Here is a 21,323-nt window from a genome sequence, read left to right as displayed (position 1 = left end):
ATTTCTCCTCTAGAATGTGAAGTCATAAGAAACAGTTGCCAACTTGCGTGTGTTGTCAGTGCCGTTTAAGAAATCCCAACGACTACGATCAAGTTGAAACTTAAGGAAGCTACTATCACTCAATTGATAACGCAAAGTCAGTCCGACATTGCGATCGACTTCAATCGCTTTACCAACGCCATCAAAAGAATTAAAGCGACTGATCGTCATCATTGGCAAGAAATTCCCGAAACGATAACCTGCCGCCATTAAGTAGCCACTGTAACTACCGCGCTGCGAAGATTGATCAATTTTCGAAAATTCCGTTCTCACCACTAGATCATCTTTATCGACATTCATCGACAAAGAACTATATGTCTGCGGCGAATATTTGCCGTAGCTGATATCAGGTGAGAACTGTACCAAACCGGTTGGTCCCATACGCAAACGTCGCTGCTTGGATTTATTCACCGCAGCACGCACCGTGAACCAATCTCGATTGAGTTCAAGATCGATGCCATACATATTGTCCCACTGCACATCCACCCGTGAAGGATCACCTAGCTTGGCAATCGCAACTTCTTTGGCATTTTCTTTACCAAAATAAGCGCTAGACTTTACCGCCCAACCGCCGATATCGTCACGGAAGGTCAAGTTTGCGCCGTTGTAATTGACGACTGGCCAACCATAAACATCCGGTGGCACACGTGTCCAATTATAGGCATAAGCAACATCTTGAAAATCGGAATAGAAGAATAGCGGTAAACGTTTGCGCCCCGCTTGCAGTGTCCATTTTGGGCTGAGGTTATAAGTCAAGAAAGCAAGCTCGACGCCAAGCTCAGCATCACCAGCAGCATGGCGCGCCATCAATTGGCCAGTGAACGATAAATTCTCAGTAAAGGTCGCGGTTCCCTGCAAACCCAAGCGAGATTCGGGCTTTAAAGACCAACGTGATTCATACACGCTACCATGTGAATAATCGGCGATGTAACAAGGACACTTCCATTTATTATTATCGGGAAAGCCCACTTCTAAACCGGACGCGCTGAAGACTTTGCCTGCGGTGATATTACCGAAACCTGAATAGGAGAAGTCAACGGCTTGACTACTTCCTGCCAAACCCACTAAACCCAGAGCGAGCATTGCTCTATACATGCTGACTGCTTTCAATCTACCCATTTTCCATCCTCCTTATTTGAGAGCTGCAAAATCTGATAACTGATCGCTACATAACATGCGATCCAGTAGACTAACTCATGTACCGCGTGAATTTAGTATAGGCTCAAGTATTGCGAGGGGAAATGCCGACATGCATGTTTTTGTATGGCAAGATACAGAAAAGCAACGCTTCTGTTGTATTTGATGCGTTTGACAATTCTTAACAGTATTTTGTTTTTCTTAATTTTTAATGGCGAAGGATGTATTCATGATTTTTTACGAGGTCAGCGTAAAGCTGCCAACATCACAGGCACAAAAGTTCGAAAGCTATATGCGAGATAAGCACATACCGGAAATTTGGGCGACGCAATGCTTTGTGCAAATCCATTTTGCCCAGATCGAGGAGAACCACTTTCGCACATGCTATCAAGCGCAATCACTCGCCGACTACGAACGCTATCTTGCGCAATTTGCGACGGCGATGCGCACCGATTTTATGCAGCATTTCCCGCAAGATTGTCAGGTTGAAAGGCAAGTATGGCGTGGTGTACAAACATGGAAGGCGACTTGAAACGATAACGATCATGCCGCGTAGAAAAAAAGCGAATAGCATGCATTCTTAAATGTAATCTATTCGCTCTTAATGAAAATTTCTACTTAAATCTGCCAAGAGAATTTAGTGAATAACTCGCTTTGTTTGCGCTTGGCAACGAAGCCTGGCGTATCTGTTTTCGTCACGGTCCAACCCAGATAAACAGCGCTGCCAACGCCTGCACGGTGGGTGTAGACAAATGAACTGACGCTACGACTACTATGTGAAGCAACCGCCTGTTGATAGGCTTTAGGATCGCGCTTGGTGCTGGCGTCTTGCAATATCATCCGAATCGTATCTTTCGCACTCAAGTGCAGAATACTATTAATTTGCAAGGCAGTTTCTTTATAGGTGCGCTCGCTTGTTTGCCCACTTTGTTGATCATCGCGTTCTATCCAGTTGGTCGCAAAACTTGGCTCTAACTCAAGGCGATCAATCGGTCGAAGTTTCGCACTCATGGAATAAGAGCCACCACGGCCCAAACGATTCGCCATGATATCGATGACATCACCGACCGTGAAATCCGTCGCAATTCTAGCAATTTGTTTGCCCGGACTGGCAGCGAATCCACCTGCAACACGCCCAATCGAAAATAATTCGCCATCTTGATTGACGCGACTACGCACAGTCGGACTCAAGTTCAAGTATGCAGAACTATCAAACGGCCCAGCAATACGAACACCTGGCGTTAGTATCTTCGACAGCACATTGCCTTCACTATCGAGTTTATATTCTGCGCTGATGTATGTATTGAACTCGTTCAATACACCAGTACGACCGAATTTTTTGGTCACTTCGGAGTTGATGCTACGAAAACCGACTTGCGAAAAAAATCCATTATCTGCACGAAAATCCTTGCTGAAATCCCTCAAGTTGACCGACATACCCCAAGCATCATTGCCGCGAGACCAATCGAAATAAGCAGCGTGACCATTCGTCGTGTTAGCCCGCGCCAGATTACCTTGTGCGTTCATTTGCGCATTTGTCGTACTCATCAAAACTTGTGCGCGCATCAATTGGTTGCGATCAATCTGCCAAACAAAATCAGGCCCCGCGACTCGGTTATAACCCACACCTTGTGCATACTGTCTATCCGTCAACACGCCACCCAAAGATAAAGAACCTAAACGGAAATTCGCGCGCGCATCAGTCGCTGTCGATGCAACCTGGCTGGTGGCGTAACCAGTAAAATAAGTTTGCGGCACTAAGACTAAAGCACCAGCAGTATCTCGGCTAGTTAAGATACTAAAATCTTTATCTGCATCGCGTTGGGTATATCGCAATCCCACATCAGGATTAGCGATCGTACGGGTACTGATCGCATTGAGTGGGGTACGGAAAATATCCGCACCTTCTAAAAAGAACGGGCGTTTTTCTTGGACAAAAATACCAAAACGGGTGTTACCTGACAATTGCGGTGAATCCAATTCGATCTGCGAAAAATCAGGATTTAAAGTCGCATCGATAGTGATAGCGGAGGTCGGACGTAGCTTAAAATCTAAACTCACATCTTTGGATGAACTAGCTAGCTTGGGCTTGCCATCGACTTGATCTTGCGCACGTCGCGCAACTAACTGTGGCGTGACGTTCCAGCTCATACCCGAAGGCAAATGCTGCATACCTTCAATCGTATTCGAAAAACACAAATTGCAATTGGTTGCACGCGTAACGGCACCGCTATACATACGATAACGCTGATCGCGCGTCATATTACGCAATACCAGTAAACTCCAAGGTGTGGTCGAATGCTTGTCATAAGCAATCGAGGAAAATGGGATTTTAAATTCCGCACTCCATCCACCATCAAAACGTGCTGGGCTGGCAGAATATTCATAATCTGGCGCCGTGTCGTCACCCGAGGTATCGCTATAAATGCCATCCATCAAAGCGCCACGCGCATTGACATAAAATACCTGCGCTGCTTTATGACCGCTACTAGGATCTATGTACAGCGCAAAGAAATCTTGATCAATACTAATCTTGTCTCGACGCGCAAACGAATCTCTAATCTGACTTGGGTCATTATCAAAACCAGTCACACCCACATACAAAAAACGATCGTCATACATGACCCGCACTTCTGTACGCAAATGTGCGGCAACATTATCAAATGGTTGCGTTTGAAAGAAGTTAGTGTGAGGTGTTACCAATTTCCATGCTGCCTCATCTAATTTGCCATCCAACTTCACGACTTCATTTTTCTGCAACTGATGTGCCTGAAAACCAGCATGTGCCGTAGTCGAAAACAGCAAAGCACCGAAACACAATACGGAAAAAAATTTCATAGTCGATCTGATTAAATAAACGAATGACACAAATTAAAGAAACGCAGACTGAAGAAAAGTCAGCAAAAATAAGGCGCAGCTTAGAAGGAAAGATAGTCAAATAGTTCAAAAAAAAAGACTGCCGAAGCAGTCTTTTTTTCAAACTAAATCCGAGGAATTAGAATGAGTGCAACACACCAACTGTTGTACGCGTTGCTGTCTTGTTACCAGCACCGATGAACAAGCCCAATTCTTGGTCTTTAGCTGCTTTTGTATCTGCTTTAGCGTAAGAGAAAGAACCGTAGAATGCTGTACGTTTGCTCAAAGCGTATTTAGCAACACCAACGAATTGATCTGCTTTACCTTTTACATCGCCAGAGCGACGGTTAGCGTAGTAAGCAGCTGTCAATGTTGTTTGTGGAGATACAGCATAGTCAAAGCCTGTACCGAAAACGCTGATTGTACGACCTGTTGTGTTCAATTCGTTTTCTGCATAAGTAACTTTTACAGTCCAGTCAGAATTTACAACGAACTTCGCACCACCAGTGTATGAACGAATTGTTGAGCTATTTGTTGCATCTTTCAACTGTGCGTAAGAGAACACAGCTGTCAAACCATTTTGGCTGAAACCAGCAGATGCACCAGCGTAGCTGCTTGCAGATGCGTCACCAGCTTTTTCACCGAAACCATACATTGCGCCGAAATTGATGCCGCCCAATACGGATGGGAATGCATATTTCACGGAATTGTTTTGGCGTGTTGGAGAAGAAGAACCAACGCTAGTGCCGTGAGTACCAAACAAACCAACATTGTTCAAAGAACCCAAAGCGATATTTGGGTTAGTGCCAACGTGTGCAACGTTCAATGGATCAACTTGGATCAAAGTGTCGTATGCCAAGTTTGTTTGACGACCAACATTGACTGTACCGAAGCTGCCTGACAAGCCAACAGAAGCATTACGGTCAAACAAGTTACCTGCTGTACCTGTATCGACGTTCAAAGAGCTTTCCAAATTGAAATTTGCTTTCAAACCATTGCCCAAATCTTCAGTGCCTTTCAGGCCCCAACGTGAAGAAGACAAGTTGCTCGCGTCCAAAGAAAACTTCTTGCCACCAGCTACTGTTTGATTAGACATGTGAGATACAGATGCATCGATTACACCGTACAACACGACAGAAGATTGTGCAGAAGCAGCAGATGCAAATGCACCCAATACTGCGAAAGCGATAAGTGATTTTTTCATCGAAAAACTCTCCAAAGGTTAATAAACTTTTCTTGGTTTGATACTCATTGGTAATTTGCCTCCCAATATCAACCAAAGATTTTGTCTCTCTTGTCTCTTGTAAGCACCTTATTATCAAAAATATGGCGACTTCTTGCCTCGTATGCTTAGTGGCATTGGAACAAATTGCACTGTTTTGGGCAAAGAGAATTGCGCTATTATAGAACATATTCAAATTTTATGTGGCATTGCAACAACAAAGCACCAAAAACGCTCAGAAAAACTGTCTTCAGTATAATTTTTCTGTTAACGCAATGCATTGTCTTGGCGCAAGTTTTTTAGCTTGAACTTCACCGCCAATTGAAGCAATCGATGCAATCAACTTACAATTGCTGCTTTCTAGTCTATCTACTTACTACGCTTACTAGGCCACCATGTTTCCCAATACTACTGATCGCTTAATCACTCATTTTGATCGCGCCTTGCGCGTGATTTCAGGTCAAGCGCGAGCGTCGCGCGCAAATCCTGCTAAAGCAATCACTGACGATAGCTTATCGGATGAAGAAAAGAAACATAGCGCTGGCTTGATGCGAGTGAATCATGTTGGTGAAATTTGCGCGCAAGCTTTATACGACTCACAAGCTGTGTTTTCGAAATCAGAGGATGTGAAACGACAATTTGCACGCTCAAGTATTGAAGAAGAAGATCATTTAGCATGGACCGCTGAGCGCTTGAAACAACTCAACTCACATACCAGCGTACTCAATCCTCTCTGGTATGCAGGCGCTTATGCTTGCGGCCTGATCGCTGGACGCTGCGGCGACGCGATCAGCTTAGGCTTTGTGGTAGAAACTGAGAAACAAGTGGAAGCACATCTTGCTAGCCATCTCAAAGATCTACCAGTGCAGGATCAAAAATCACGTGTGATCGTTGAGCAAATGCGTGTCGATGAAATTGCACATGGCGCTGCGGCCGGCGACTTAGGTGCAGTAGATTTACCTGCGCCAGTCAAAGTGATGATGCAAGCAATGGCGAAAGTCATGACGACCACTGCTTATCGCATTTAGTTACTGAAGTTACTCAGATATTCAAGTACGCACATTAGACTGCAAGGCATGCAGCCTAGTGTGCTTCATCTTTATATTGATGTTTAAGCTGTTACCGACGCCGCAAGTATCAACATTTTTCCAATTTCGCGATACTCAAATCGAGTAATTTCATTCCGAATTTTCCAAAGTTGATGTGCGCACGCGCATTACTGCCGCTGCCTTCAATATTCACAATCACCCCCTCGCCAAACTTTGCATGGGCGACATTTTCACCTATCCGCCAGCCAGTGCTTGTTTGATGCTTGCTGATCTGTTGCGCAATCGCATTTGCACCTGATTCAGGAGCTTCGTCCCAAGCTGACTTTGGACGTGCAAACCATGTAGCTTGAATTTTTGGCGATAGCCATTTCAGACTTTCTTCGGGCATTTCATCAAAGAAGCGTGAACGCATGTTGTAACGTGTTTGCCCATGTAACATCCGCGTTTGCGAAAACGTCATGTACAGACGTTGGCGTGCACGTGTAATCGCAACATACATCAGCCGACGTTCTTCTTCTACACCTGATTCTTCTTGGCTACTATTTTCATGCGGGAATAATCCTTCTTCTAAACCACCGATGAAAACCGCATCAAACTCCAAACCTTTTGCGGCATGCACGGTCATCAGTTGCAAAGCATCTTGTCCAACTTGCGCTTGATTATCGCCCGCTTCTAATGAGGCATGTGATAGGAATGCAGACAACGGTGACATCACGGTCGGTAATGCCGCATCAGCATCAATGATTTCTATGCCTTGATCATTCGCAATCAAGGTATTTGCTGGCTTAGAAGCTGGCCCAGCCAATGCGGGCGCATCATGCCCAAATCCTTCCTCTGTTACAAACAAGGTTGCCGCATTCACCAATTGCTCTAAGTTTTCGATGCGGTCTGCGCCTTCTTTTTCGCTCTGATAATGCGTAATCAAAGTGCTGAAATCAAGCACCACTTGCACCATCTCTGGCAAAGGTAAGTTCTGCGTTTCAAAACGGGCGCCTTCAATCAATTTAACGAAATTGCCTAGAGAAGAACCAGCTTTACCTGCGACATAAGGCACCGCAGCATACAGTGAAATATTGTATTGCTTGGCTGCGTCTTGTAATTGTTCAATCGAACGCGCGCCAATGCCACGCGTAGGAAAATTCACCACGCGTAAAAACGCTGAATCATTATGGGGATTGTCCATCAACTGCAAATACGCAATCGCGTGCTTAACTTCGGCACGATCAAAGTAGCGTTGTCCACCATAGACGCGATATGGAACATTGGCAGAAAACAGTGCATGTTCAATCACACGTGATTGCGCGTTAGAACGATATAAAATCGCAATTTGACTACGTTCAAAACCATCACGAATCAAGTTTTTGGCTTCTTCTGTAATCCACTGCGCTTCTTGTATATCGCTGCTGGCTTCAAACACTCTGACTAGTTCACCATGTCCGGCATCGGTGCGTAAGTTTTTGCCTAAGCGTTTGCTATTGTGTTCAATCAAAGCATTTGCTGTATCCAAAATATGCCCATGTGAACGGTAATTCTGCTCCAGCTTGATTAAGTTTTCGACGCGAAATTCTTTTTCAAACGCCGACATATTGCCCACATTCGCACCACGGAAAGCGTAAATACTTTGGTCATCATCGCCCACAGCAAACACCGCGCCCTGCGTGCCCGCCATCAGCTTTAACCATTTATATTGCAAGTCATTAGTATCTTGAAACTCATCCACCAAAATATGTTTGAAGCGCGCTTGATAGTGTTCGCGCAGCGGTTGATTGCGGCTTAATAATTCGTAAGTTCGCAACAAGAGTTCCGCAAAATCAACCACGCCTTCACGCTGGCATTGCAAATCGTAGAGATCATACAAAGCCACCATTTTGCGATTGAAATCATCATAGGCATCAACCTGTGCGGCTCGTAAACCTTGGTCTTTTGCGCTATTAATGAAATACATCACAGTCTTGGCTGGATACTTTTCATCGTCGATATTATTTGCTTTTAACAGACGTTTAATAAACGCTAACTGATCGCCCGAATCCAAAATCTGAAACGTTTGTGGCAGGCCCGCATCGCGATGATGTGCACGCAATAAACGATTGCATAGACCGTGAAAAGTGCCTATCCACATACCGCGTGTATTGATCGGCAGCATGGCCGACAAACGGGTCAGCATTTCTTTGGCTGACTTATTGGTAAAGGTCACCGCTAACACACCATTGGGTGAAATCTGTCCGGTTTGAATTAACCACGCGATGCGGGTCGTCAACACACGGGTTTTGCCAGACCCAGCGCCCGCCAAAATTAAGGCAGATTGCGCAGGTAAGGTGACAGCAGCGAGCTGCTCGGGATTGAGATTATGTAAGAGATTTTGCATCCCGATATTATACGGGAGTGCCTAGTTGGAAAATCGCACTACGTGAAAAAAGACTGATTTTTTATACAGTCTGTTTTTTAGCTTCATCGTAAGTTCTTAGCCAAGTTAGTTGTAATACCCGTGCATCGCTACTGGCACGATGTCTTGCCACGCGCAACTCTTGGATGATTTGCTGCTTGGTGGCATTCCAGTCGGGTAGCTGGTCGTCATCAATAATTTCATACAAGTCAGCTAGTGTGAACTTCTGAACGATTTGTGCGGATTCGAATAAATTTGCTAACCACACATAGTCTTGTCCCCAGCCGTCTGTATACACCGTACGGCCACCGAGAAAAAAATTGAGTTGTTCCGCCACAAACTGCACCGAGTTACCGCGCTCGATCAACACTTCACGCGGAATTCCATGCACCCGCGCAGCATCTAAATCCCAATGTGTCCATTCCGCTTCGGGGCGAATCAGCGAACACCAACCTTCGCCATGACGACCGGAAAATCCAATTTCGATAGGATAACTGCCTGATCCAAAACCAGACGCTTCGATATCTAAAATAATAGGCACAGTCATCATCACCAACTCCTAAATTGGGGATCACATGCGATAGTGATTTCGATGCAATTGAGAAATCCTATTGTGCCGCAAATTCAAGCGCAAGCAAGTGCAATCGGGCGAATATGCCGAGCTTTTACAAAGATGAGTAAGCTGCCGTGGTTTTTCGTGCACGCTTTGAGCGGATAAGCACAGCCAAAGCGAGTCTACTAGGGCAAAAAGCGCGCGCCATGCTCACGTTGACGTCGCAAGGTTTTGGTGGCGACAAAGATTTCGCGTAGAAAGTAAATGAAACTACCAATCAAGGCCAATACTCCGCTCACAAACAAAGCGGCAACAATTTTATCTAAATGTAAATCGAGTGCATCACCTAAAAATAAAGCAGCGATCACCAAGCAAATCAGCAAAGCACAGGTCGAGCTTAATGTAATTGCACGGTTAATCAAATGCGAGCGTTGATATAACTCATCTAACTCGATTCGCATATTCGGACTTAGCGTTTCTGCGCCTTGCGCGCTAACCATATCCTCTAACACTCTAGAACGATCGATAATTCTTGCCAAGCGGTTGGTCAACACCGTCAAATTGGTGCCAACACCAGTCAGCAAAAACACTGGGGCAATGGCGAGTTGAATAATTTGTCCGATATTTCCAAGATGTAAATTGATCACGAGCTAACTCTATATGTTTGTGCGAAAAAGAGGATTTGTATTTTAGCAGGCATACGTCGCGGCAACAGTAAATCTCGCGACCCGCTTGGCGACATGGCAGAACCAATCACGCTCACTAAGCGACGACTCGTCGCAAATCGCTAGCCTGTTATTCGCTGCACCAAGCACACTAGCGTCACTCATTCACGACGATGACCAAATAAACCGGTCGAATAAAAGGATCAACAATGGCACAGCTATTTACACATACACCAACTTGGGTCTGGTTACTGTTAACAGGTCTTTGCATCGTCGGTTACTTACAAACAAAAACACGCGAAGTTTCTGCCGCACGTCTGATGTTGTTACCAGTCGCAATGATGATCTGGTCGGTGATCGCTACTTATCAACAATTAGGCGCGCAATTGATCACACTGGCCGCGTGGAGCATCGGTCTTGTACTGAGCTGTGGGTTATTTATCCAACTATTTCCTGCATGTCAGAACGATTACAAACCGCACAACGCCCGATTTGTAGTGACAGGAAGTTGGCTGCCATTGATGTTAATACTGGGTATTTTTATGACTAAATATGGGATGACGGTGAGTTTAACGCTACGTCCACAATTACAAGAAAACCTGAACTTTGTGCTTAGCCTGAGCTCTGTGCTTGGTATTTTTAGTGGTGTTTTGCTCGGCCGCGCCTTACGCTTATTGCGCTCACGCCAGTTACATCAAGCAGCACAACAGCCAGCCCAACTCGTCTCTGCCTCTATGTCTTAAGACTTTGCGCTAGCGATGTAGCTCAACGTTTTGGTTTAGCAAATTCTGGAAACTCTTCTAGCATAAAAGCTTCCAACTCAGCGCTGTCCTCGACTCGTGCAGACAAAGTGACTACACGACCGAGGCGATTTGACTCCCAACGAAAATCGCCTTTGTAGTGGGTACGAATGATTTCTATCATCTTACGCACCATCGCAAGATCAAGATTGCCACCAACACCTGCATCAACTTCGATGGTTTGCTTCCAACCATTGCTATTTACTTTCCAACCGCGGAAAGTGAAGGTGCCAACTCTCACGCTCTTACTCACAATTTGAAACACACCATTGGTACCATCTTGCCCACTGGCTTGTTGCATACTGCGTCTTACATTGGCTTCCGCGATTTGTTGTGGACTCAAACCACGTTGGCCTTGCTCGGCAGCACGATTTTCGGCTGCAGCGGCGGCTTCTGCCTTTTGTCGGCGTTCACGTGCCGCATTCAACATTGCTGCCATATCAGGCACCGCATCTTCATACTTCTTCGGTGGCTCTGCTGGCAAATTGGGGTCGATAATCCCATCGGGATTAGGCGGACTAATGATGGTCTTTTTCGCTGTCGTGTTCTTTGTCGGTGCTGATTTAGCTGCCACTTTCTTCGGCTCTGGCTCGCCCTTTTGCACTTGCTTCACTTTTTCCATAATGAAGACCATGGGACCGCTGACTGGCTTGCCGCTTTGAATATCCGCGCGAATCTTCAAAAGTAAATAGAAAAACAAGCCATGCATCGCCAGCACAAGCAAAATCGCGATCAGACGACGTGGTCTGATCCGCAACTCGATATGAATAACACCTTGTTCTTCTAGCTCGCGCTCTCTTGATTCTGTGTACAACTTCATGCGGTTTGATTCAAATTGCTTTGCTTTTTTCTGAAGTTGGCAAGGATACCTTAATCTTGGGCAAAAGCTTGTATCAAAGCATTGCACGAACATTTATTTTATCTATACGAACAAACAAGATAATTTGCCAAATACATATGAAATGGCCGCGCGCAATTGTGTTTTTGCGCAAGAGATGTAACAGAATCTGCACTCTTTCTACACTTTTAGCTCGGTATTCATCGTCATTTTGACTAGCAAATGACGCGTTAATCACTATTTGCATCGCTCACATTTGCTTACGAAGCGACTCTTGCCGACTCCTGCCATGCTCACTACTCTGGGATTTCTTCGGTAGTTACCTACCTGTACTTTCCAGCGAGGCGCGACATGCTCATTGATGAAAAAACCCAACAAGAGACCAGCACTGAATCTCAAACTCCGTCACATAGCTCGACTAACACCGATAACAGCTTCATTCGCAACATAGTGGCGACCAGCAGCGCCGCGGCGCTAGCCACAGCTTGCGGTGGCGACGGTAAAGTAGGATCGACCGAAACTTCAGCGACGCCGCCTGTTGGCAACAATAGCAACAGCACCAGTAGCGCAACGGTCGTTCCCACCGCCATCAGCGATGCAGCGGCGGCTCGTTTCTTGATGCAAGCTGCGATGGGCGCAAATCGTGCGGAAATCGCGCGTGTTCAAGCGCTCGGCTACAGTGGATGGATAGACCAACAAATGGCGATGCCCGCCAGCCAAAGTCGTTGGGATTGGTTACGCTCAAAAGGCATGGATAGTAGCGAGTATCGCAACTCGCAAGCCGGTTTTGATTCATGCGCTTGGAAAAAACTCATTAGTTCTCCCGATACTTTACGTCAACGCATCTGTTTTGCCCTATCCGAAATTTTAGTGGTGAGCATAGAAGGCTTGGTCAATGGCGGTGGCTGGAAAGCTTTTGCGGCGGCGAATTATCTCGATTTATTGGAAGCGAATTGCTTCGGTAATTATCGCGATTTATTACAAAAGATTTCGACCAACACGGCGATGAGTCTGTATCTGACTTATCGTGGCAACAGCAAATACAACCCCGTCACAGGCGCTTTACCCGACGAAAACTATGCGCGTGAATTAATGCAATTATTTAGTATTGGCTTAGTCAACTTAAATCAAGACGGCAGTCTGGCAACCCAGAATGGGGTCGCCGTCGAAAGTTATGGCTTAGAAGACATCACTGGTTTAGCGCGCGTCTTCACTGGTTGGGATTTCGATCTCACTGGCGGGAACACCTCAACACCCGATTATCACCGCCGTCCTTTGCGTCAATATCCGAATAAACATGAAACCGGCGCATCCAGTTTTTTGGGACAAACCATTCCGGCTGGCATTAGCGGCGAAGAAGCCTTAAGTCGTAGTCTGGATATTATTTTCGCGCATCCCAATGTGGCGCCATTCATCGCCAAACAACTAATACAAAAGCTCGTCACCAGCAATCCAAGTCCTGCCTATGTGGCTCGCGTAGCAGCGGTATTTAATCATAATGGGCAAGCTAACGGGCTCAACGCCAAAGGCGATATGAAGGCAGTGATCAAAGCCATTTTATTAGATGAAGAAGCCCGCAATCTGAACAATACTCAGTTGCCTTACTTCGGCAAAGTACGTGAGCCACTGCAACGCTTCTTGGCATGGGCACGTGCTTTCAACGCCAATTCGCCATCCGATCTATGGCGCATTGGCGATACCAGCGATGCGGGAACCAAGCTCGGACAGAGTCCACTACGTTCGCCCAGCGTATTTAATTTTTATCGCCCTGGCTATGTACCGCCGAATACCAGTATCGCGGCTGCTTCTTTAAGCGCACCTGAAATGCAAATGGTCAGCGAATCTTCGGTAGTTGGCTATGTCAATTTTATGCAAGACATCATTGATGGCAGTCGTGGCGGTAATGACTTGCAAGCGGATTACAGCAGCTTGTTAGCTCTGGCAGATAAGCCAGCGGCTTTAGTTGCCGAAATCAATCTACTTTTGGCTGCCGAACAATTGAGCACAAGCACGGTGCAAACCATACAAAATGCTATCGCCAGCATTTCGATCGGAACCAACAATGCCGACCGTAGCAAGTATCAGCGCATCTATGCCGCGCTGTTGCTAGTGCTTGCATCACCCGAATTTATCGTCCTGAAATAATTCTGCCTACGTTTAAGGAAAGATCATCATGAATCATCCATCTGAAACCAATCCTTCTCGTCGCGCTTTTTTACAACGCGTTGGTGCCTTGTCGCTAGCGGGGGTGGCAACACCGTGGGCGGTGAATCTCGCTACCATGGCGGAGGCTTCTGCCGCCAATGCGCAGGACTATAAAGCGATCGTATGCGTCTTCTTATATGGCGGCAATGACTATGCCAATACGCTGGTGCCATATGACAGCCAAAGCTACAATGCTTACCAAAGTTTACGACCAAATCTTGCTTATGCGCGTGATCGCTTGCACGCCACTGCACTCAAGTCATCGCAAGCATTGATCGATAGAAATGGTGTGCAACGCCAATACGCGCTAGCACCAGAGCTTGCCCCTATACTGCCCTTGTTCGACAGCGGTAAACTTGGTGCTCTACTGAACGTTGGTAGCCTAGTGCAGCCAACCAGCAAAACGCAGTACACAAACAAGTCGGTAGCACTACCGCCTAAGCTATTCTCGCACAACGATCAACAATCGATTTGGCAGTCATCTTCACCTGAGGGTGCGGTATCTGGTTGGGGCGGCAGAATGGGTGACTTATTCGTCAGTGGCAATGGCAAAGCCACCTTCACTTGCGTGAATGTCTCGGGAAATGCGGTCTTTTTATCGGGCAAACAGGCGGTGCAGTACCAAGTTACCAGTAATGGATCGGTTCCATTAAATGGCTTAAGTACACCACTATTTGGTTCAAGCGCCTGCTCCGACGCGCTACGCCAAATCGTCACGCAAAGTCGAACCCATTTGTTTGAACATGAATACAATCGGGTCAGTACCCGCTCGATCGAAGCAGATCAAGTGCTAAGCGCAGCACTCGCCTCTGCGCCACCCATCACGACGCCGTTTCCCGCAGATAATCGCTTGGCATCGCAACTTAAGATGGTTGCACGCATGATTGCATCCGCTTCAGCACTGAGCGCAAAAAGACAGGTGTTTTTTGTTTCGCTAGGTGGATTCGACACCCATGATGGTTTACTCACGGAACATCCGATCTTACTAAAAACGGTAGCAGATGCACTCGCCGCCTTCTACAACGCAACTGTCGAATTAGGTGTCGCCAATTCCGTCACTGCGTTCACCGCTTCCGATTTCGGCCGCACCCTCACTGGCAATAATGATGGCAGTGATCACGGTTGGGGCAGTATGCATTTTATGTTGGGTGGCGCGGTCAAAGGCGGCAGCTTGTATGGCACTGCACCGCTAGTCGCGAACAATGGCGAAGACGATGTCGGTCAAGGGCGCTTGTTACCAACGACTTCAGTCGAACAATATGCAGCAACACTAGGCAAGTGGTTGGGCATCACTGATTCTGCGTTAATTGACTTGTTACCGAACCTGCGTAACTTTGACACTAACAGTAGAAGCTTAGGCTTTCTGTAGACAAATGCAAATATCGCCATTTAGTTGTTATTGACAACTAAATGGCGATTTCCTATGATGTGCGCTTCCGAATAGCTCTACCCACTCGATTCCGCCATCTCCTATGCTCACACCATCCAATTCCGGCTCCTTAGTTAGAGAAGTCAGTCGTCTGTTTGTACGTTCTCAACGCGCGCAAACGGCATGTGTCGATGGGGCTTCGAATGTGCAATGCCATGTGCTTACTGAATTATTGCGTGTCGATGGAATTACACAGCAAGCTTTAGCCGAACGATTATCCTTGGACAAAGCATGGATTAGCCGAGCGGTCGACGCACTAGTCGGTGATGGTGTCGTGTCAAAATTGCCGAGTGAACTCGACAAACGCAGCGTCAATCTGAGTTTGACGCCACTCGGCCGGGTGCGTGCCGAAAAATTAGAAAGCGCACTGAACAATCATGCGGCGCAAGTATTTAATCTAATTCCGCAGGACAAACATGCGCAATTAGAAGACTCTCTGAATATCCTAATCACAGCCTTACGACAAAATCCCTTTGAGCAAAACGACCTAATTTCTGATGCGGACAGCAATGTGGATGCAACATCGACGCATACTTAAGCAGCGGCTACTTCAAACTGATTTTAGTATTGTGCTCGACAAGCGCGAAGCTCAAAACGGCAGGCCACGTTCTTTGCTTAACGCAGCCAAATAACGCTGCGCTTCTTCCCAACTGATATTACTCACTTGGACGGTGTCATGGCTTTTGGTCTTGGCGTGCTGAGCTTGCTGTAATAAGCGTAACTCTGCCGCCTTATTTTGGCGCTCAGTTTCTCGCTCTAGCTGTTCTAAGTCACGCAAACGTTTTTGTTTTTCCACAAGTGCATGCAATGCGGCAGAGGCTTGCTGACGTCTTTGCTGTTCTAGCTCTTTGCGTTGTCGTCTTTGCTCAGCACGTTGCTGCGCGGCGCTCTCAAAAGGTGACATGCTTTGATGTTGCTCGACAGAGGCCGAGAGCTCGGGCGGATTACTTTGTTGTCCGGCTTTTATTAAGGCAGCCAAAAGCGCTAAAGCGGTTGCTGGTCGTTGTTTGGTATCAATTGCAAAACCGCTTTGCAAAACCAACCATTGTGCTTGATTGATACCCAACGGTTTTTGTGCCTGTTGTTGGGTTTGTCGATACTCACCAAACGGCAACCGCCCTTCCAACATTTGATAAATCATGATCGCCATCGCATACACATCCAATGCTGGCGTATATGGCGATACTGGTGAATCAGCATGCGCTGACATATCAGCTTCCGGCGCACGATAACCTGCAGTACCGGCATGCGGTGAACGCACTGATGCAAAGCCCGGAGTACTGAGTCCAGCACTCGTTTGGGTACGAAGCCGAGCAGAGATACCAAAATCAAGCAATTTCACCTGACCATCTTTGGTCAAAAATAAATTACTCGGTTTCAAATCACGATGCACCAATTTGTGTTTTTCCCACGCATATTGCAAGGCTTGCGCAACCGGCAACAACATCCGTAAAGCTTGTTGCCATTCACAACGTTGATGCTGCGCCAAATAGCGATCAAAATCTTGGCCATCCAAGTATTCCATCATAATGAAATAGCTATTGGTGGCAGGATCACGCGCCCAGTCATACACGCGCACAATATGCTCATGCGCTAACTTACGTACTAGCGAAGCTTCTTCAATTAATAAACGCGTATGCAGCGCACTTTGGGTGAAATGTGGTGGCAAGATTTTGATGGCGAGTTTTTCACTATGGCCAATTGCAGCTTGGGTCGCTAGATCACTGACCTGCCAAACTTGTCCCATTCCACCTTGGCCTAATAGACGTTCCAATTGGTAACGCTTCGCTTGCGCACCTATCTCTTGGCCTGCGATAAAACCGAGATCGGTTCCATCGAGTGATTCAAACGGCGACGCACTAACACCAAGACTGGCGCCGAGATTGCCGCTGCGACTAGCAGCAAGGCTGCCGTTCGGACCAAATTCCGTATCGAGAATCGCGTTTTTTCTTTGCGTGAATTCCTGTTCGCTCAACAAACCTTCGTTCAAAAGATCACGCAATTCACGGATTTTATGTAATGGCTTTTGCATGATCTTGATTCGACACGGGTTCAACACCTAGTTCTACACGAAATTCTGAAGCTAGGTTCTGACAATCTATTTTCTACCCGCTGCTGGCGCATGCGGGCGTTGCAGCGGCATTAAATTTTGCACGATGCTTAAGTCAAGCTGATGCCGTCTTTGCAGATCAGCTTCGCGTTGTTCACGCTCTTCGCGCAAACGATCTTGTAGCATCTTCATTGATTGCTCCAAACTCATACCATGCTGAATGTGTGCCATCGCGCTCATGGCTTGCGCCGCATGACTCGATTGTCCCGCTTGCGTTGCCAGAATTTGCTCTGCACTCATGCTCGCTTGCGTTTGCAGTTTCATCAAATCCGCCAAGGCATTCGCATTCGCAGCATCAGCAGTGGCAATCTTGCCAGTCTCACTAAAATTCGCAATTGCTTGTAGTCGCTCAATTTGCACTTTTTCAATCGCAATTTGATGTTGCTGCTGTAATTTCATGCGACTTTCTTCAATCGCGTACACCGCCAACGCAGCCTGTTCTTGACGTTGTTGCTCTTGATCTTGAAAGCGCGCGTGCAGCTCTATGGTGCGCTGTAATTTTTCTTGCTGGCTAGCGCTACGTGTTTGCTCGGCACGCTGTTGAATCGTGTCAATTTGTTCCTGTACTTGTGCCAATTTCAGCGCCGCATCAATCTGTTTAAGTTGCTGCGTTCTTTGCTGTTCTTGTTGTAGATCGTCGATGCGGGTCTTATGTAATTCTTGTTCCCATGCCTGCATACGCTGAAATTCACGTGCCCGTAATTCGGTCTCTAAACTGATGCTGATCAAAGCATGTTTTTGCCGCTCATCTGCTAACTCTTGCTCTGCTTGTTGCAGACGCTGCTGCTTTTGCTTTTGCAATTCACGCTGCACTGCTTGTTCGGCTTGATCTGCTATCAAACTATTTTGAGCGATCTCATGTTCAAGCTGAATTTTTTGCATCTGCTGCGCGGTTTGCAATTGCAATAATTGCGCTGCTTGTTTGCTATGCAGTTGCGTTAATTCCGATTCCGAACGCATTTTAATGCGCGCTAAAGTACGCACATGCAACCATTGATCCGCTTCATTTTGTCGCGTTTCATCCTGTTCTTTAGCGCGCTGCTCTAAAGCGCGGATCATTTCAGCCCCACCCGCGTCAATTGCTTGTTGACGAGTACGTGCATCGACAATTTGCGCGTACAAATCTAATTCGCGCAAACGTATGGTTTGCAAACGTTCCGCCTCATCTTGCTGCAACTTGGCGCGACTCAAGCGCTTCTTGGCTTTGTCGTAATCACCTTGCAGATACAGCCATCCTAAATCTTTGGCAAATTGCGCACGCATTTCTTCATGGCGATAACGCAAACGTACCTGCTCTTCTTGCTTACTTATTCTCTGCCATTCGCGCTCACGATACATCTCATCAGCTTGTTTGCTTTGCTGAAATTGCGCGCGACTTTTATCGAGCTGTAGAGCTTGTTGCTCGGTCTGTTCGCTGAGTTCTTCACGCTCTTTCGACAAAGAGAGATGCTGGAGTTGTTGCGTCAGTACTTGCGTCAATGCCAATCCGTAATCGGCAAAATTGGCGTTTAAACTCGACAGTAATTGTTCATCTAATTGCGGATAAAAATCCAATTCATCTTGAATACTGCGCAGAGACTTGGTTCGAATCACGTTCAATAAAGCTTGTCTGACCAGCGGTGCCAGCAAGGCTTGCAATTGCGTGGTGTTGAGCGTACCGGGCACTAACATGAATTGACTAGCAAAGCGAGCAACTTGATCCAACTTCACGCGCAATAAAAGATTCGCTGTTAATGGCAAAAATTCGGCTGTATGCAGATCGTCAAAAACAAAATTCAAGGCTAATGGATGAGACCGCGTAATCAATAATTCAATTGCTTGTTCAGACTGGAGCGAACTAGTACGCGCACGCAAGCTTGCGGCATCGTAGCTACCTGATGGCAATTCGATACAGCGCTCGTTCTGCAATACATAGGCACGCGCGCGAGCAGGAATTTGCACGCCGGTTTTCGCTAGTTGATCAATCGATGCTACCGCAAAAAACACCGCCATTTCATCATCAGCGGGCAACCAATACGCTCGCTTGAGAATCGCTTCGTGCGGCGGGCTACCAACTAACAAACCGCATTGTGGACAATAGTTTACTTGTTTGGGATCGGCGGAACTACAGTAAGCAGCACAGCGAGCGCATTGCAGCTTGAGTGAATGAAAAAGTGAGCGCATACCAAATCCCTTCCGACCAATGCGATCGGCAACAAACCAACAGTGAAAACGATCCTAACCTGCAGCGCAACGAAAGCTGAGCGACGCGATACAAAAAGATGCAGTAGGGAAAAGAATAGCACCCGTAGCCTAATTAATAGGCAGGAATAGAGGGTGAAAAACCCGTCAAATCAGGATTATGGAATGTGCGTAAGCTGCGGCACTTGATTAACACTTTCGTAGCACTTACTTAGCACCTTAGTTATAACTAAGTTATACCTTAGTAGCCAACTCAAAACGATAGCTAGCCAGATTAGGATGAAGTTCCGCCAGATCAGTCGATGAAGCCAGCACCCGATCTTGCAAACTCAGTGCATCGTGATGCCAAAATTGTCCGTGACGATGGAAAAATAGGCTATGCCCTTGCAGCATTGCAGGCAAGTTCCCCACTTCTGGTCGTTGCTCGGGATTGAGTAAATAAAACAATTCAACTAGCTTGCCGCGCACCAATCTGTGCAATACCACCGCATGCGGCAAAATCGCCGCGACTCGCAATTCGACCAATCCTTTGAAACTCGCGCAAAACTCCACATGCGCACCTTGCAACAACGGCATCGCTTGATGCTTCTCCAAAATAACGCCATCTAACAAAATGCCGTAACGCGAAATGTCAGTGATATGCACCCGCCCGCCGTGTCGTTGAATAATCGCATGACGATGGCTGATGCGTTTGCCTAATGTCGCATCTTGATCAGCTTGTGGCTGATATTGCAAACAAATATCAGCGCTTGGCTTAGCAGCAAAATCCTTATAACGCCCCAAGTACCATTCCTGCTTTGCCAACAAACGAATCGGGATCGCATGTGCATCAGATTTCGCGATTAAATTGGCAGATGTGATCGCAGTAGCGCTAGTCGATTCAGTCACAACGTCAGTTGGATTTGATTCAGCACTCGTGGTCGGTAAAGCCACTTGCATCAAATTAAGCGAACTTGGTACTTCCACTTCCATCAGCAATTCATGCCAAGCAAGACTAGATAATCCAACTGCGTGCTGTCCTGGTTGATTCAGTCCGTTTGTGGAAGCCAGCAAATCAAGCTGCGCGATTGCCGCATCCTTAGCATAAATATCTACATCACAGTTGATCGGTGTAGCAATGCTACCTTGTGGCAAACCTTGTAAGCGCGCAATCGCGCCATCCTCTGCATGGACGCGGTAGTTTTTGTGTGTCGCTAAAAAGACTTGATGAATTTCACTCAAGCTGGCGTTCGCTCTTGGCAACAAAATCGTACTGGTGCAAATCCATAAATGCGCATCGCCAGCCGCGTCTTTGTAGCTGATACGAATCTCTAATGGATACTGACCATGCTCACGTGCTTTGGTAGAAAAACTTAAGAGCAATGGCGGCCATAAGCCCGCCGGACTACGCGTCAAACTATGCGAGCTCGCAATGAGTGAACGAGATAGTAGGGTTGAATGTGCATGCGATTGTGTAAGTAATTCCGAATGGCAGCTTAAACTCAGTTGCTGCACGCTGCGCTCAAAATCCTCCGGCAATTCTAATTTTAGCGTTTGCCGTCCACCAGCCGCACGCGGATCATAGCCGCTAAAGCGCAAATACCGCTGTACCGTATTCGCACAGATCGGTACTGACTGGCTTTGCCACGGATTCGCTTGCGGAGTTAGATTCATTTTGCACAAATTTCAATTTAATATTTAATTCAATAGGGCTTGTTAGGCTTAAACTCAACTTACAAAGCTTGTTCACTGGATTTCTTTTACTATATTCCTTCCGCGCTTTGATATATCAGCAGAACAGAGCGGGATTTCTAGCCCAATTAGCAAAGCACTGCATCAAAATCGTATTAATTAATCAAGTCTACGGATTGACCAGC

16 protein-coding genes are annotated in these 21,323 nt (G+C 46.6%); 6 read left to right on the top strand and 10 right to left on the bottom strand.

Annotation, left to right across the window (positions count from 1 at the left end):
* Window positions 1–9: 9 nt before the first annotated feature.
* Entirely contained in the window at window positions 10–1,158 is a 1,149-nt protein-coding gene (locus IE103_RS07875; protein ID WP_189345510.1) for a hypothetical protein, read from the bottom strand.
* Between the two features lie 247 nt (window positions 1,159–1,405).
* Here IE103_RS07875 and IE103_RS07870 point away from each other — a divergent pair, with 247 nt between their 5' ends.
* The gene (locus IE103_RS07870) at window positions 1,406–1,708 is read left to right on the top strand and encodes a DUF4286 family protein (RefSeq protein WP_189345508.1); all 303 of its coding nucleotides are present in this window, start codon (window positions 1,406–1,408) and stop codon (window positions 1,706–1,708) included.
* Between the two features lie 86 nt (window positions 1,709–1,794).
* On the opposite strand, the gene IE103_RS07865 is transcribed toward IE103_RS07870, so the two are convergent.
* Window positions 1,795–4,014 (bottom strand): carbohydrate binding family 9 domain-containing protein, encoded by a 2,220-nt coding sequence (locus IE103_RS07865; RefSeq protein ID WP_189345506.1) that lies wholly within the window; start codon window positions 4,012–4,014, stop codon window positions 1,795–1,797.
* A gap of 157 nt (window positions 4,015–4,171) precedes the next feature.
* A complete protein-coding gene (locus IE103_RS07860; protein ID WP_189345504.1) occupies window positions 4,172–5,236 on the bottom strand; it encodes a porin in 1,065 nt (354 codons plus the stop codon).
* A 413-nt stretch (window positions 5,237–5,649) separates the two neighbouring features.
* Here IE103_RS07860 and coq7 point away from each other — a divergent pair, with 413 nt between their 5' ends.
* Window positions 5,650–6,282 (top strand): 2-polyprenyl-3-methyl-6-methoxy-1,4-benzoquinone monooxygenase, encoded by a 633-nt coding sequence (coq7, locus tag IE103_RS07855; protein WP_189345502.1) that lies wholly within the window; start codon window positions 5,650–5,652, stop codon window positions 6,280–6,282.
* Window positions 6,283–6,391: 109 nt separating this feature from the next.
* On the opposite strand, the gene IE103_RS07850 is transcribed toward coq7, so the two are convergent.
* From IE103_RS07850 to IE103_RS07840, 3 genes are all read right to left on the bottom strand, one after another.
* A complete protein-coding gene (locus tag IE103_RS07850) occupies window positions 6,392–8,668 on the bottom strand; it encodes a UvrD-helicase domain-containing protein (protein ID WP_189345501.1) in 2,277 nt (758 codons plus the stop codon).
* Between the two features lie 61 nt (window positions 8,669–8,729).
* Entirely contained in the window at window positions 8,730–9,236 is a 507-nt protein-coding gene (locus IE103_RS07845; protein ID WP_229827170.1) for a 3'-5' exonuclease family protein, read from the bottom strand.
* 188 nt (window positions 9,237–9,424) lie between these two features.
* A complete protein-coding gene (locus tag IE103_RS07840) occupies window positions 9,425–9,883 on the bottom strand; it encodes a DUF2721 domain-containing protein (RefSeq protein ID WP_189345795.1) in 459 nt (152 codons plus the stop codon).
* A 230-nt stretch (window positions 9,884–10,113) separates the two neighbouring features.
* Between IE103_RS07840 and IE103_RS07835 the strand changes: the two genes are divergently transcribed.
* On the top strand, window positions 10,114–10,647 hold the full coding sequence (locus IE103_RS07835) for a DUF6622 family protein (protein ID WP_189345499.1): 534 nt from the start codon (window positions 10,114–10,116) through the stop codon (window positions 10,645–10,647).
* Window positions 10,648–10,669: 22 nt separating this feature from the next.
* Here the strand turns inward: IE103_RS07835 and IE103_RS07830 are convergent, their stop codons facing one another.
* Window positions 10,670–11,524, bottom strand: coding sequence for a hypothetical protein (locus IE103_RS07830; RefSeq protein WP_189345497.1), 855 nt, complete (start codon window positions 11,522–11,524; stop codon window positions 10,670–10,672).
* A 369-nt stretch (window positions 11,525–11,893) separates the two neighbouring features.
* Here IE103_RS07830 and IE103_RS07825 point away from each other — a divergent pair, with 369 nt between their 5' ends.
* From IE103_RS07825 to IE103_RS07815, 3 genes are all read left to right on the top strand, one after another.
* Entirely contained in the window at window positions 11,894–13,687 is a 1,794-nt protein-coding gene (locus IE103_RS07825; protein ID WP_229827169.1) for a DUF1800 domain-containing protein, read from the top strand.
* Between the two features lie 28 nt (window positions 13,688–13,715).
* The gene (locus tag IE103_RS07820; RefSeq protein WP_189345496.1) at window positions 13,716–15,116 is read left to right on the top strand and encodes a DUF1501 domain-containing protein; all 1,401 of its coding nucleotides are present in this window, start codon (window positions 13,716–13,718) and stop codon (window positions 15,114–15,116) included.
* A 103-nt stretch (window positions 15,117–15,219) separates the two neighbouring features.
* Window positions 15,220–15,714, top strand: coding sequence for a MarR family winged helix-turn-helix transcriptional regulator (locus tag IE103_RS07815; RefSeq protein ID WP_189345494.1), 495 nt, complete (start codon window positions 15,220–15,222; stop codon window positions 15,712–15,714).
* Between the two features lie 51 nt (window positions 15,715–15,765).
* Here IE103_RS07815 and IE103_RS07810 read toward each other — a convergent pair whose 3' ends face one another.
* From IE103_RS07810 to IE103_RS07800, 3 genes are all read right to left on the bottom strand, one after another.
* Window positions 15,766–17,208, bottom strand: a complete 1,443-nt coding sequence (locus tag IE103_RS07810) for a serine/threonine-protein kinase (protein WP_189345491.1) — start codon at window positions 17,206–17,208, stop codon at window positions 15,766–15,768.
* 66 nt (window positions 17,209–17,274) lie between these two features.
* Window positions 17,275–19,449, bottom strand: coding sequence for a coiled-coil domain-containing protein (locus IE103_RS07805; protein WP_189345489.1), 2,175 nt, complete (start codon window positions 19,447–19,449; stop codon window positions 17,275–17,277).
* A 252-nt stretch (window positions 19,450–19,701) separates the two neighbouring features.
* Window positions 19,702–21,120, bottom strand: coding sequence for an FHA domain-containing protein (locus IE103_RS07800; protein ID WP_189345488.1), 1,419 nt, complete (start codon window positions 21,118–21,120; stop codon window positions 19,702–19,704).
* Window positions 21,121–21,323: the final 203 nt, after the last annotated feature.

The sequence above is a fragment of the Affinundibacterium macrobrachii genome (assembly GCF_014652415.1).
Taxonomy (GTDB): Bacteria; Pseudomonadota; Gammaproteobacteria; order Burkholderiales; family Burkholderiaceae_D; genus Undibacterium; species Undibacterium macrobrachii.
This window is presented reverse-complemented; position numbering and strand designations above follow the sequence as displayed.